Below are 13,807 nucleotides of genomic sequence, written 5' to 3'. Positions count from 1 at the left end.
AATATACACAGATACAAATCACAATAAATAACCAGACTATCGATATATTATCCTTTGTCATGTAAAGTGCTGCCGGTAGTTAATAAGGGCAATTACACTCCTTAGCTCCTAAATCTAATAAGAGGCTCTTCATGAAGCACATTTCCCCCCGTTTGCCGAGCTTATTGCAGGTCGTAATATCTTTGGGATTATTCTTGCTACTGGCGTTTTCGTTCACCGCCAAGCTCAATTTACCGATCCAGCTGGCACTGTATATCGGCTGGTTCATTATTATGGTGCTGGGCATCCGCCTGGGTCACAAATACAAAGCTCTCGAGCAAGCCGCTCTGGGCGGTATTTCTAACGGCTTGGGCGCCGTGTTGATCCTGCTGGCTGTCGGCGCATTAGTCGGTACCTGGATCTCTGGTGGTATCGTCCCGACCATCATTTACTATGGTTTGAAAGCCATCCACCCGTCCATTTTCCTTCTGGCAACGATGATCATCTGTTCTCTGACCGCACTGGCCACGGGGACATCTTGGGGTGCCGCGGGTACCGCCGGGATCGCGATGATGGGCATCGGCCAGGGCCTGGGTGTTCCTGCTCCGATCACCGCTGGTGCGGTACTGTCGGGCTGTTACTTTGGTGACAAAATGTCACCACTGTCTGATTCAGTCATCCTGGCTTCATCCATGTCTAACGTCGAAGTCGTGGAGCACATCAAAGGCATGTTGCCAATCGCACTGATCAGCTATGTGATCACCGGAATCATGTTCACCGCGTTCGGTTTCCACTACGCGGGTAAAGTCGATATGTCTCAGGTGCAGGGCGTTATTGAAGCGATGGAAACACAGTTTTACATCACACCATATTCGTTTGTGCCGGTGATGATCGTTCTTGGCTTACTGGCCATGCGCATGCCGTCGTTCCCAGTGATCAGTTTCGGTTCCCTGTTGGGTATTGTCTGGGCGGTGATGATTCAGGATGTCGACTTCCTGCAAGCGTTCAATACCGCGTGGGCACCGTTTAACATTCAGTCCGGTGTTGACTTTATTGACGCCATTCTCAATCGCGGTGGGATGTCTTCCATGCTGGGTTCGGTCGCAGTGATTGTCTTTGGTCTGGGTTTTGGTGGTCTGCTGGACAGAGTGGGCGTGCTGGAAACCATCGCTAAGCTGTTTGAACGCCGCGTGACCAGCCCGGGATCACTGGCCACCAGCACTATCGGTACCGCCTTTATGGGCAACGTGTTCGGTTCCGCTATGTACGTATCACTGATCCTGACGCCAAAAATCTGTGCAAAAAATTACGATCGCCTGGGCTACAAACGTAAGAACCTGTCCCGAAACGCTGAGTTTGGCGGTACCCTAACCTCAGGTATGGTGCCGTGGAGCGATAACGGTATTTACATGGCCAGCATTTTGGGTGTCGCCACCTTGTCTTATGCGCCATTCATGTGGTTAAGCTTCGTCTGCATTATCGTCACCATTTTCACCTCTTACATGGGTTGGTTTGTCGATAAATGTGAGCCGACGGCGGAACCTACCGAAGGGGAAGAAACGGCCTTAGAACGCCAGTCTGCCTGATCAGAATTCCCATCATGAAGAGCGCCTTTACGGCGCTCTTTTTTTGTTTCGTTAGATGGCGATACTCACATTGAGTAATGTTCGGACTCACTCGGAATGAAGATATCCTCCGCCTCCGGTGGCTTTGTGTGCCGCAATGTAAGATTGCGCCTCCCCAATGGCGCGGCGCAGACTTTCCGCCAGATGATCGAGTTCTTCGCGCGTGAGTCGCTCTCCCTGCTTGAGTTTCGTTTCCGCAATCAAAGCCGCATCACGCAGTATGTCAGCACCGAGATTGGAGGCTACGCCTTTGAGACTGTGCGCTTTGCGCATGGCACTGTCTGGGTCCACATTAATCAGAGAACGCATCGCCTCGACATCATCGTAATGATCCTGAACAAACACTTGCAGTAGCAGGTTCACCGACTCCTGATCCCCGCTGAGGGAATCGAGCATGTGTTCAAAACGAATTTGTTGCTGTGGTTCAGACGAAACTGCGCCGTCTTTTTTCTCCATAGGCAAGTCAGAGAGTTGCTCCGGTTCTTCCGATTTGCCTGCCAGAGGAGGCCCTGCCATGGTTTCATTGTCCAATCGCGAAACCACAGCGAGAATCGCAGCGACAAACACAAAGCCGATCAGGACCAAAAACATCAGGTGTAATGACAGCAAGCGATGATGTTGATTTTCCAGGGTGAGAATTTCTGCATGAATCGGATGGTTAAGCAGTTGATCGACCACGTGGCTGCCTTTGGCGTAATCGCCGAGAATGGTGGCCGCCTGAGCGAGGGTTTGTTGCAGCTCTTTCTGTTGTGACCCCGGAAGCTGGTAAGAGAGTGCCAACAAACGATCCAGATCCCGGTATGCTTCCGAATGGCTGTCGATACTGACAAACATGGCATCAAAAACATAGGCACTCAAACGATAATACGCACCGCTCAATTGAGGGACCTCAGCGTACTTCACTCGCAATGCTTTCAATGTATCGGCTAACGCCAGTAACTCCGTTTCGCTGCTGATAAAAGAGCGCCCCAGATCCAGAAAGCGCTGCGTCAAATAGATCAACTGGCTGACGTCAGGGGCAAACATCCCACTGCTCTCCTGCGCTTCCAGATTTAACTTGAGTGAGTACAACAACTGAACTTTGAGTTCCAGCTCACTCAGACCGCGGGCGCGATAGGACGTATCGTAATACAGAGAACGGGTGATGGATTCAACACTGTGACTGAGCTCTTCAATGGAAGTCATGGTTCTGACCAGCGTACGATCGTTAAACAGCACCAGCGAGCTGAGCGCTAACCACAAGATAGCCAATAACCAAATCAGCCGACGCTGACGTATTCTTCCTTCCATGACACCGCTCAAAATGCTCCGTACGTCATTCCAGTATAAACAGCAGGCAGCCAGTCACGCATAACCGTGACCTCAATTCTGTGAAGCGCTAGGTAATTTATTCCGGCCAAAACAAAACAGAGAGCCGCCGGGGCTCTCTGTGGAAAGATTATTTTCGTGTGAGCTGATCACGCAGGTTAGGCGGTGTGCCTTTGATGGTCAGCGTATCGGTTTCTGGATCATAAAAGACGCGCTCTCCCAGCAACAAGCTGTCAAAACTGACATTCAGACCGCCACCTGCACCAACATATTTCGTCAGTTTCCGCACCGTGGAGCGATCAGCCGGGAAACTCTCTTCCAGTTCATAACCATGTTCTTGGGTGTAATCGAGGAAACTGGTGCCGTCCTGGCTCGGGGGCAGCTCACCGGAGAGCTCTTGCAACTGCACTTCGTCACCTGCTTTGATCTGCTCATTACAGTAGTCGTACACCTGTTTTTTGTAGCTGACGGCTTCGTCTTTCTCCAGCTTAGAATCTGAGACAAAATCTTCCACTGCCTGCATCAGTACCAGGTTTTGCTGTTTGGTATCGAGACCAACATCGGCCTGTAAAAAATCGAGGAAGAAGTCAGCAACTTTGCGCCCTACCCGGCCTTTGATGTACGTCAGATAGCGATTGGAATCGGAGTCGGCTTCATAGGTCGACAAATCAATGCGCGCCGCAATGTCCATTTTGCTCAGATCCAAGTAATCCGTGGCGCTGATTTCCAGCCCTTCCGTCACTTTCAGGCTCTGATTGGATGGCAAAATCGCAATAAACAGGTAGTCAGTCGCCAGACTCTGATATTCCGCTAACACCAAAATGCCTTCATCGGCAAACGGGTATTTAGCCAGTTCATTTTTCAGTCGGTTGGCGCTGATTTGTGAGAAGTCATAGAAATTTCTGTCACCACGACGAAGTTCTTGCAACCATGACTGGAACTCGCTGTCAGACTGGAAAGAACCGAAGCCTTTACCGCCTTTTGAGTTAAAAACCCGATGCAGTTCAGCCACTAAGTTTTCGCTGGACGCATCATTGGCAAGCGCATCTGCACGGAAGTTCACTTCCAGCTCGTCCTGATCGTTTTTTCTGAGCTGGTGTAAGATTACGTTGGAAAGGTGAAGACTCATAAGAATTTATCGTCGTTCTAGGTTTCAGTTGTACGGCATTGTAGGTTATCATAAGCCGCTTTTACTATCATCATTAGAGTCTTTATGCCGATTACATCTAAATACAGCGACGAACAAGTTGAAAAAATCCTGACCGAAGTGGCTGCAGTGCTGGACAAACACAATGCCTCAGCGGAACTTTCTCTGATGATTGTGGGAAATATCGCTACCAATGTCTTAAATCAAAGTGTTGCCCCTTCACAACGCAAGGCGATTGCTGAAAAATTTGCTCAAGCGCTGGTTTCCTCTGTCGAAACTGGCTCTCACTAAACCGAAACCGGATAAAAGAACAATTCATGGTAGATAACGGAAATTCATACGGTGAACGGGTCTCTCGATTAGTTGGCTGGGGGCATTGGTTTGCCTTTTTCAACATCATCGCGGCAATGCTGATCGGTACCCGCTACATTACTCAGTCACCATGGCCGGAAACCCTGCTGGGGCAGTTTTATCTGGCTATCTCCTGGGTGGGTCACTTTGGTTTCCTCGTTTTTGCGCTCTACCTGTTGGTTCTTTTTCCGCTGACCTTTCTGGTCCCGGCGCGCAAACTCTTCCGTTTGTTGTCGGTCTGTTTCGCCACTGTCGGCCTGACACTGCTGCTGATTGATACACAGGCGTATCAAACCATCAGCCTGCACTTAAACCCTGTTGTATGGGAAGTGCTGTTCAGTGACGACACCAGTTCAGTCAGTGCTGATTTGCAGCACCTATTTGTGGTGATGCCACTGATATTTCTGCTGGAACTCGGCCTGTCCGAGTGGGTGTGGCGCAAGCAGCGTAAGTTGTCACACAAACGCGTTGGCCGCCCTCTGGCGGCAGTATTCTTTGTCTCGTTTATCGGCAGTCATTTGATTTACGTTTGGGCGGATGCCTATTTCTACAATCCGGTGACTTCGCAACGCGCCAATTTCCCGCTCTCATACCCGATGACGGCTAAGTCGTTTATGGAGAAACATGGTCTGTTGGACCGTGAAGAGTACTTGAAACGTCAGGCGGAAAATGAAGGCAAGACCGCGCTGGTAAATTACCCTCTGGAGCCGATCGAATTTAACCGCCGTGCCAATCATCTCAACGTTTTGGTGGTGAGTGTCAATAATTTGCGCTCGGATGCTCTCAACGCTCAGGACATGCCGAACACTTACCAGTTTGCGCAGCAGAACTTGAACTTCAGCAACCATTTCAGTTCGAGCAATGACATGTTCGGTGTGTTTGGCCTGTTCTATGGTTTGCCAAGCAGTTATGCTGGCAGCATCAAATCTCAGGCAACCCTGCCCATTCTGATCACCACCCTTAAAGATCAGGGCTATGATTTCGGTCTGTTCAGCGGCGATAACTTCGACGATGACCTTTATGGCGAATCGGTTTTCCGCGGGCTGGACTTTACAGGCATTACCTTTAATGACAGTTCCACCCCAGACACTCAGGCCATTGAGCGCTGGGCGACCTGGGCTTCTGCGGCGAAAAAACCCTGGTTCAGTTTCCTGGAACTGACCACTGTTGACAGCTTCAAGATGAACAGTGACAGCAAAGGCGACGCGACCGCCCGTCTCAAAGCGGGCTACCAGCAATCGGTGCAAACCGCTGACACTGAGCTGGGTCAGTTGTTCGATAAAATTCAGTCGCTGACTCTGAGCGATAACACCGTGGTGATTGTGACATCCAATCACGGCACGGAGTTTAATGAAACTAAGACCAACAGTTGGGGCTCAAACACCAATTACAGTCGTTATCAGTTACAGGTACCAATGATCATTCACTGGCCGGGTAAACTGGCGGCCGAATACAGCCACCGCACCAGTCATCTGGATTTATCGGTCACGCTGTTGCAAGACCTGCTTGGCGTTTCGTCCAATCCGAACGATTTCAGCAGCGGACGCAGCTTGTTTGACGAGCGCAAACGCAAATGGATTCTGGCTGGCGACACCCGTGAGCTGGCATTAATTACACCAGAAAGCACGACGGTGATTGATAAGTTTGGTAACTTCAAAGTCTACGATGAAAACTATAAACGTGAAAAAGACGAGAACCCTGCATTGACCGTCCTGATGCAAGGTTTAACCGAATTGCAGCGTTTTTACGCTAAAGACAATTAAATCAAGCTGTTAGTTTAAGAATCGTATTGACGTTGAACGAGAAAGCGATTAAATTAATCCCATCGGACTGTAGCGCAGCTTGGTAGCGCACCGTCATGGGGTGTCGGGGGTCGGAGGTTCAAATCCTCTCAGTCCGACCATACACCTAAAAAAAGAGAGCTTCGGCTCTCTTTTTTTCGTTCATCAGATGATGAAAAGTAAAATCGCTGAACAAACCGGTGGTGAGTGCTTACGCATCAAATGCCAAGTCAAAACCCACTTCACCAGAAGGAATATTGTCATTGTTGCCACGCAGTGACTGAATCATGAAATATTCTGCCGGGATACCTTTGACCGTAAGGTGAGGATGAGCAAGAAAACCAAACCGGCGATAATAGTTGGGTTCACCAATCAAAACCACGCCATCGACTCCCTGCTCTTTCAAGCATCCAAGGCCAGCACGAATCAGAGCACTTCCAATGCCCAACCCTTGCGAGTCTGGTGCTACGGACACAGGCGCTAATGCAAGCCAGTTACACGGCTGCCCATCGATCGTAATAGGTGAAAACGCGATATGGCCTATGAGCTCATCATCCGCTTCGGCAACCAGAGACAATACCAGAGCACCTTTATCACGGAGTCTCTTGATACTTAAATGTTCACTGGGCTCAGCCCCAGGAGCATGATGAGGGTGATCTTTAAACGCTGCATATGTCAGCGCGCCAATGGTTTCGTGGTCTTTCTTTTCTTCTGTTCTGATTTGCATTTTAGCTCCTACGTCGGGCGACAAAAAAGTGATAACCATATTGACCTAAATAGTTATGGTGTATGGATAACTCACGTTGGATATCTGAGAGGGCATTGGACGTAAACGGATGCTGTGACACTTTGTCAATTCGGGTTTGCAGAGGCCCGATATAGTTGTCCCAAGCATGCGAACTCAAACCAAAGTGAGTGATCATCTGAAACCCTGCCCGTTCGAATAATTGCACTCGGCTTTGAACTGTTTGCATATCAGGATAATGCTGGCTCCAGTAATCACGCACTTCTGCATCTGGGGAGTTAATACGCCAAACCAGATCGCTGATCACAAGATAGCCTTGCTCTTTCAGAACGGGCTGCCAATGACGCAATGCCTTTTCTATCCCCATAATGTAAGCACTCCCCTCTGACCAGATGACGTCAAATTGAACGTCAGAAAACGGCAAGTCGGTCATACTGGCGCAAACGCTCTGCACCGAATGCAATCCATCAGAGTGACGTAATCGCTCTTTGAGACAACTCAGGTTGTAATCATCGTTATCCAATGCCGTCACCTTAAACGGAGACTGCGTAGCCAGGAGTTCAGTCGTGATACCTTTCCCACATCCAATTTCCAGTACCGAACCGGATACAATTTTGATCGCGGCAAGTGCTTTTAACGAGTCTGACTGACTGCCAGGCCCTAACCGCTCCAGGCCTTCAAACAAATATTCAAAATCTGCCATATATTGATCGTGCATGTTCATATCCTGTGATAACCACTTCAGCCTCAACGCCTGTTTCTCACTCAGGCCTTGCTTGATCAGCCAATCAAGATGTGCGGCAGGCGCCTGCCTCTCTATCGACTGATGCCAAGGACGCATAGACCCCATTCCAAGCAGAGACGCCAGTAATTCCTTGGCTTTCTGCTTTTGCTCAATCTCTTCACCCAGCACGGTAAGCCGATTCAAGAGCAGTTCCCTATCAATTTGAGCATCAAGACACGCCTGACACTCTTTGAGCGTCAACCCAGCTGCCTGCAACTGCAACAACAGCTTCAATCGTTGCGCGTCTTGCTCGGAATAACGGCGATACCCATTGAGCTGCCGACGGCTAGTAATGAGTCCAAGTTTCTCGTAATAAAGGAGAGTGGAGCGACTTAAGCCCACTTGTTGAGCCAGTTCAGAAATACGGTACATCAGTGTCTCCTCAGATATCGGGGGATACTGTAAAGTGTGAAGTATTAGACAGGTCAAGGCCAGTTAGGCGAAAAAACAAATATTATCGCCGGTACTTTACCGCGAAGAGATAATTCATCTTCCGCATCGTTTTTTACGTTTTATCAACGAAAGGCGTATTGCGTCATCATTGTCTTTGAAAAGACACTCATTAATACCGCGCACTCTGACAGCTTATATGACGCTAACACTCAGATGTGCGGTTATTTTTCCTTTAAAAATGGGCGTTATCTTCTAATTTCAAAACTAACCGCACATAAAACCAGCAAACAGACAACTTGGGGGTTTACAAGGCTGGGAATGCCCTTTATTATTCGCCTCAACAACGGAGAGATGGCTGAGTGGTTGAAAGCACCGGTCTTGAAAACCGGCATACGTTAATAGCGTATCTAGGGTTCAAATCCCTATCTCTCCGCCACATTTAAACCCCAATCGCAAGACTGGGGTTTCTTCGTTTATCGCCCGCATTTTTTCTCTCGTCAGGAGATGGCTCTTAAATGTTAGGGGATGATTGAAACAGTCAGAGGTGATTGGTGGTCTCGTCATTGCCCTGGATGTAACTGCCCAGATGCACGCCAAAACGGCGCTGTTGTACCAGGTCGACCAACTGATGGATGTCTGCCGGGTAAGTCCGAATGTCACTGAGCCGTTCAATACCGACCCACTCGATCCCCTGAATAAATTCCTCATCGTTGAGCCCATTAAGATTATCGGTATGCGGCGTACCGGAATAGGCCGGGATGTGATAAAAAAACTCCGCGTTGTATCGACCTGCCGTGGTTTCGAGGAACTCTCGCACACAGATCAGTTCACCGATCTCAACCTCGATGCCCGCTTCTTCCACAAACTCTCGGCGCAGACATCCCTTGGTGCTGACGTCTCCCTCTTCAAAGCCACCACCCGGTGGAATCCAGTACTCACCACTGAAATCTTTCACTTTAACCAACAGAACCGCGTTATTTTCGACCAGAATACCCGCGGCACGAATGCGATGTTGCATGTGCTCTCCTTATTCAGCGCTTGAGAACGCCGCTTCAATTAACTGCATGTGTACCGGCACCAGATCAGCGTGGCAACTTCGATAACCTCCACCCACAACACACGCCATAGGGATCCCTTTCGTTCGCGCCAGCGCAAACATGAACGCATCACGCTGGGCAATGGCTTGCGTCGAGACCTGAAAATAGCCCAGTTCATCGTCCTGGTGAATATCAACACCGGCATCATAAATGATCAGATCCGGTTGATGCAGGTTAACGGCCATCGGCACCACAGAAGTAAAGTGACTGAGAAACGCCTCACACCCGGTTTCGCGGCTCAACGCAATGTCGATGTCCGAATCCGGCTTCCTCGCAGGAAAGTTTTTGTCGCAATGGAACGATAAGGTCACAATATCATCACGCTCAGCACACAACGTCGCGGTGCCATCGCCATGATGTACGTCACTGTCGATGATCAGGACTTTGTCAATCCCCTCCAGTTGCAGCGCCTGATGCGCAGCCAAGGCAAGATCGTTAAACAAACAAAACCCACTGCCAAAATCCCGGTGAGCATGATGATAGCCACCGCTTAAGTGAATGGCGATACCGTGCTCCACAGCCAGCCTGGCTGTCAAGCAAGTGCCTCCTGCTGATGTCAGAGTCCGGGTCATAAGCGACGGGCTCCATGGAAAACCTATTCGGCGCATTTTGGCCGCTGGCAATGTGCCCTGCGCTAAGGCGTCCACATATTCTTCGGCGTGCAGTGCTTTGATCTCCGCCAGAGTCAGCGGCTGCGGCGTGGCAAATTGAAACACATCCTGCCAGGACGACTGTTGTGCACAGCGCTCAGCAATGGCCTGATACAACAAGCGGTACTTATTGATCGGATAACGGTGCTCTGGCGGTAACGGCAGGTCGGAATAAATCGAGTGGTAGACAAGTGGGATCATATACGTGACCAGTTAACAGCGATGCTGCCGATGCTAACAGATTGTCCCGAACGCGTAAAAGCGCCTACCGTAAAGGAAGTAAAGGAGAGCAAGCGCTCTCCTTTGTCGCTGAGCTCAGACTCACTGACTGAAGCTGCGAACCAGTTCGGCCAGCGTAGTCAGACGCTGTTCGCTGTTCTGTACATACGGATTACTGGTGTCCCAGGCATAACCAGCCAGAATGGAACAAATCATCTGTTTAATGCGTGGATTAGGGTCCTGATAAAAAATGACATCCTGTAGCGACCCTGTGTACCAGCCCTCAACATACGTACGGAACGTGTTCACGCCCACCATCAGTGGCTGCGCGTACTCGGCTTGCCAGTCGATAGCCTCCCCCCGAAGTTGACGCACAACGCATGCCGCCGCCAGTTGCGCCGACTTCATCGCAATGGTGACGCCGGAAGAAAACACCGGATCAAGAAACTCGCCAGCATTCCCCAAAAGGGCGTAATGCTCGGTCGCCAAGTGCTTAACGTTCGCCGAGTAACCTCCCAGCTCGCTGGCCGGGTTCGGATACTCCGCACGTTGCAACAGCGCCGCCAGTCCCGGCTCTTCATTGGCTAACTGTTTGATTGCTTCTAGCTTATCTTGAGGGTAGCGCTCAAAAAAGTCCGGCTCACCAACAACACCAAACGAGCAGTTCCCGTTGGAGAAAGGGATCAGCCAGTACCACACCTCGGGATGTTGCGGGTGCACCGAGATCAGAATCTTATTGCTATCGTAAACCGGGTCTTGTGGGTCAATGTTGTCTACCAAATGAGTGAACAAGGCTTTACGCGGAGGCAGACACGAAGGCTGTTCCAAATCGAGTAGCTTGGGCAGTACCCGGCCAAAACCGCTGGCATCCAGCACATAATCCGCCTCAATTTGATACGCGTTGCCGTCTGCATCCATCACTGTCAGCAGCGACTTAGCTCCGTTCGTCGCGAAGCTTGTCAGCTCATGCTGATAACGGATCGCCACACCTTGTTGTTCAGCGGTGTCCGCCAGCACTTTATCGAAACTGGCACGCTGTACCTGAAAGGTGGTACCTGGGCCGGGCGTGAACTTGTCGGTAAAATCAAACTGGGTGTAAACCCCATTACGACGAAACGCAGCACCATCTTTGTATTGGAAGCCATGTCGCTCCACCGCCTCCAACATCCCCGCCTGTTCGACGACTTCCATACACGCCGGCAGCAGGCTCTCACCAATCGAAAAGCGAGGAAACTGCGCCTTTTCTAGCACGATAACCTGAATGTTTTGTGCGTGCAGCAGAGCCGCGACGGTCGAACCGGATGGCCCGGCGCCAATCACGACCACCTGTGTTGTTTCTTGTTTCATGTTTTATTCTGTGATTGCTTTGAGTTTCAGGAGCGTGTGCCCCAGTCCGATATTGTCTTTGCGCTCGGTGACCTGCAAACCAGCTTCTGCAACCATTTCGAGGAAGTCATCACTGCGGTAGAAACGGCTGTTGCCGTTGGCTAAACAGGTAAAGTATAAAGAGGTCGCGTTGAGACTGTAAGAGGCGGCATCGTATTTCTGCGCGTCCCAGAATAGCTCCAGAACATAAATACTCGACCCGGGGGTCAATTGTGCCCGAACCCGCTTGAGAATATTGAGAATTTCCATCGGTGAAAAACAGTCTAGAAACTGGCTCATCCACCAGATATCCGCATAGGTTGGCAACGTCTGGTGTTTGTCCAGCATATTGGCCGCAAACGGCTGAATTCGGTCAGCAAATCCCTGCTGATCAGCATTGGCCATCGCCAACTCTAATTGTTGCGGCAGATCGACGATTGTCACCTTAACATCTGCATTGTATTCACAACACTGAATCGCCCACTTACCGGTATTGCCACCGATATCAACGATATGGCGCGGCGATGTGGCAAACACTTCCTCAAGCAGCACAGGAAACGAACGATCTGAGTAGAAGTGGTCAAACTTAAACCAGCTTTGTTTCGCCTGCTCAGGCAACCGGGACAGACCCTGATAGATGGTCTCCCAGTCTCCCAGCTCTTTCAGTCCTGCTGGCTTGCCTTGCAAAATGGCGTCACTCAAATGCATCATCGCGGCGTAGCAAACGTCTGCGGTAAAATCCAAATTGGCTTCTGTCATTTTGTCGTGCAAAAGGTAGAAGCCCAGATTGGCCAGACAATAGTTAGGCTTTTCCCACAACACAATGTGAGCACTGACGGCCATATCCAGTAAAACTTTGACACCGTACTCAGACACCCCACTCCGCTCGGCCAGTTGCGGGGCATCCAATCCTGCCGCGCCGGCTTTATCCAATTCCGCCAGAATCCCCAAATCCCGCAGAGTGCGGGCGGTATGGAACACAATCGGCGCAAAAGATAGCTTCTGCGCTTCCGTTTTCGCTTCAAGCGCGTTGTACGGATCACTATTTTGTTTTAACACGGAAAAACCTAACTAGAATCAAGAAGATCACTGCTGTTCGGCAGCGGCTTTGGCCAACTCTCGCTGGATATCAACGTTCAGATTGTTGATCCAGCGATTATAATTACGGTGAATATGACCATCCTCGGCTTTCAGGTTGACCGAGCTGACATAAAGGATGGAGTAGTATTTTTCGCTGTAAGGAATACGCACTTCCGCAGCGTGACTGCGCACCTGAATGGTGGCATTTAATTCGCCGGGATTGACTTCAGCAACTATCCAACCGCGATCTGACGCTGCTTCAATAATTGCGTTTTTCACCTGATTACTTTGAAGATTATAAGCAACTGGAGTATTCTCCACATTCATTACTGGCTGAACTCGTCCGCAACCAACCAGAATGAATGCCAGTATTAATGAACCTAGTAACTTAAATGATGACATGCCTTTTTCCTTCTGAAATCTGTCATTAGTGAGCAGCCATAGTATTTAGCCGTAAAAAAAACAATTCAATATCTTATGTCAAATCCTCAACAGAAATTGTCATTAAATATCAATGCTTGGATGGCAAATTCCTCTGGCCTGAGCACGCCTCAGGATTGGCAGGCGTGGGCAGATAAGCAAATCTGGCCGGAAAACGGCGACATTGATGCCTCAGCCATTCCGGCCATGATGCGTCGCCGAATGAGCACGTTAAGCAAACTGGCGGTTCAGACCGCAGTCTCGCTGCTGCAACGTAACGATATTGATTACATCGTTTTTTCCAGTCGTCACGGCGAATTGCACCGCAGCATCAAGTTGGTCTCAGACATTCTGGCTGGCGAGGAAGCCTCCCCGATGGCGTTTTCTCAATCGGTGCACAATACTGCCGCCGGGTTGGCGACCATCGCAACGAAACAGCCCATCCCTCTGACCTCCATTGCCGCGGGTGACAATACTTTTCAGAGCGCCTTGCTTGATGCTTGGCTGTACCTGGCCGAGAATCCGCATCACAAAGTGCTGTTGGTCGATTTTGATGAACCGCTGCCTCCGCACTACCAGACGTTTGAAACCATGGATTACCTCGGCTTCAGTCTGGGGCTCATTTTGTCTGCTGGTGAGCAGTTTTCGATGACGGCTTATCCGGCAGAAAATGACACGGCTATACTGCCCCAGGGGCTGAGCTTTCTGCGCCAGTTTCTCACCGGCCAAACGCAATGGATCATTCAGGCTCCGCGACAAAACTGGGTGTGGCAACGACAATGAATCGATTAGATCAATACTGGCGTGTATTTGCGACCGGGTTTTGTTTTACTATTTTTGGCTTGGGCGGCCTGGTACTGAGC

General features: G+C 50.0%; 13 protein-coding genes, 2 tRNA genes and 1 pseudogene. 7 read left to right on the top strand and 9 right to left on the bottom strand.

The annotated features are described in order from the left end of the window. Nucleotides 1-131: 131 nt before the first annotated feature. Nucleotides 132-1,565, top strand: coding sequence for a Na+/H+ antiporter NhaC (gene nhaC, locus CAG65_RS19180; RefSeq protein WP_161454658.1), 1,434 nt, complete (start codon nucleotides 132-134; stop codon nucleotides 1,563-1,565). A gap of 87 nt (nucleotides 1,566-1,652) precedes the next feature. Here the strand turns inward: nhaC and CAG65_RS19175 are convergent, their stop codons facing one another. Both CAG65_RS19175 and yejK read right to left on the bottom strand, forming a co-directional pair. After that, complete coding sequence (locus tag CAG65_RS19175; RefSeq protein WP_161454657.1) at nucleotides 1,653-2,894, bottom strand: Hpt domain-containing protein; 1,242 nt, start codon at nucleotides 2,892-2,894, stop codon at nucleotides 1,653-1,655. A gap of 148 nt (nucleotides 2,895-3,042) precedes the next feature. Continuing rightward, a complete protein-coding gene (yejK, locus tag CAG65_RS19170) occupies nucleotides 3,043-4,041 on the bottom strand; it encodes a nucleoid-associated protein YejK (protein WP_021704307.1) in 999 nt (332 codons plus the stop codon). Nucleotides 4,042-4,125: 84 nt separating this feature from the next. On the opposite strand from yejK, the gene CAG65_RS19165 reads away from it, so the two are divergent. The 3 genes from CAG65_RS19165 (at nucleotide 4,126) to CAG65_RS19155 (ending at nucleotide 6,313) form a co-directional block, all read left to right on the top strand. Continuing rightward, nucleotides 4,126-4,350: a YejL family protein gene (locus CAG65_RS19165; protein ID WP_021704308.1), complete on the top strand. Its 225-nt coding sequence runs from the start codon at nucleotides 4,126-4,128 to the stop codon at nucleotides 4,348-4,350. A 26-nt stretch (nucleotides 4,351-4,376) separates the two neighbouring features. Next, nucleotides 4,377-6,173: a DUF3413 domain-containing protein gene (locus CAG65_RS19160; RefSeq protein WP_161454656.1), complete on the top strand. Its 1,797-nt coding sequence runs from the start codon at nucleotides 4,377-4,379 to the stop codon at nucleotides 6,171-6,173. A gap of 63 nt (nucleotides 6,174-6,236) precedes the next feature. Next, nucleotides 6,237-6,313, top strand: a tRNA-Pro gene (locus CAG65_RS19155). An 89-nt stretch (nucleotides 6,314-6,402) separates the two neighbouring features. Here CAG65_RS19155 and CAG65_RS19150 read toward each other — a convergent pair. Further along, nucleotides 6,403-6,918 carry a GNAT family N-acetyltransferase gene (locus CAG65_RS19150; RefSeq protein ID WP_161454655.1) on the bottom strand — a complete coding sequence of 172 codons (516 nt, stop codon included), beginning with the start codon at nucleotides 6,916-6,918 and terminating at the stop codon, nucleotides 6,403-6,405. Nucleotide 6,919: 1 nt separating this feature from the next. Further along, a complete protein-coding gene (locus CAG65_RS19145; protein WP_161454654.1) occupies nucleotides 6,920-8,092 on the bottom strand; it encodes a MerR family transcriptional regulator in 1,173 nt (390 codons plus the stop codon). 366 nt (nucleotides 8,093-8,458) lie between these two features. Between CAG65_RS19145 and CAG65_RS19140 the strand changes: the two genes are divergently transcribed. Continuing rightward, a tRNA-Ser gene (locus CAG65_RS19140) sits at nucleotides 8,459-8,549 on the top strand. A 102-nt stretch (nucleotides 8,550-8,651) separates the two neighbouring features. Here the strand turns inward: CAG65_RS19140 and CAG65_RS19135 are convergent. The 5 genes from CAG65_RS19135 to CAG65_RS19115 form a co-directional block, all read right to left on the bottom strand. Beyond that, nucleotides 8,652-9,131: an NUDIX domain-containing protein gene (locus CAG65_RS19135; protein ID WP_021704310.1), complete on the bottom strand. Its 480-nt coding sequence runs from the start codon at nucleotides 9,129-9,131 to the stop codon at nucleotides 8,652-8,654. A gap of 9 nt (nucleotides 9,132-9,140) precedes the next feature. Further along, nucleotides 9,141-10,061, bottom strand: coding sequence for a histone deacetylase family protein (locus CAG65_RS19130; RefSeq protein ID WP_161454653.1), 921 nt, complete (start codon nucleotides 10,059-10,061; stop codon nucleotides 9,141-9,143). Between the two features lie 120 nt (nucleotides 10,062-10,181). Continuing rightward, nucleotides 10,182-11,426 (bottom strand): NAD(P)/FAD-dependent oxidoreductase, encoded by a 1,245-nt coding sequence (locus CAG65_RS19125; RefSeq protein WP_161454652.1) that lies wholly within the window; start codon nucleotides 11,424-11,426, stop codon nucleotides 10,182-10,184. 3 nt (nucleotides 11,427-11,429) lie between these two features. Next, nucleotides 11,430-12,503: a methyltransferase gene (locus tag CAG65_RS19120; RefSeq protein WP_161454651.1), complete on the bottom strand. Its 1,074-nt coding sequence runs from the start codon at nucleotides 12,501-12,503 to the stop codon at nucleotides 11,430-11,432. 27 nt (nucleotides 12,504-12,530) lie between these two features. Beyond that, nucleotides 12,531-12,926 carry a hypothetical protein gene (locus CAG65_RS19115; protein ID WP_021704314.1) on the bottom strand — a complete coding sequence of 132 codons (396 nt, stop codon included), beginning with the start codon at nucleotides 12,924-12,926 and terminating at the stop codon, nucleotides 12,531-12,533. A gap of 75 nt (nucleotides 12,927-13,001) precedes the next feature. On the opposite strand from CAG65_RS19115, the gene CAG65_RS19110 reads away from it, so the two are divergent. Together CAG65_RS19110 and CAG65_RS19105 are read left to right on the top strand one after the other, a co-directional pair. Beyond that, nucleotides 13,002-13,727 carry a beta-ketoacyl synthase chain length factor gene (locus CAG65_RS19110; RefSeq protein ID WP_161454650.1) on the top strand — a complete coding sequence of 242 codons (726 nt, stop codon included), beginning with the start codon at nucleotides 13,002-13,004 and terminating at the stop codon, nucleotides 13,725-13,727. After that, a pseudogene (locus CAG65_RS19105) lies at nucleotides 13,724-13,807 on the top strand (1-acyl-sn-glycerol-3-phosphate acyltransferase); the annotation flags it as partial. The gene CAG65_RS19110 and the pseudogene CAG65_RS19105, both read left to right, overlap by 4 nt.

Origin of the sequence: Vibrio sp. V39_P1S14PM300 (assembly GCF_009904765.1) — a bacterium.
GTDB lineage: Bacteria > Pseudomonadota > Gammaproteobacteria > Enterobacterales > Vibrionaceae > Vibrio > Vibrio proteolyticus.
Note: the sequence above shows the minus strand (reverse complement) of the source record. Positions and strands in the feature narration are given on the sequence as shown.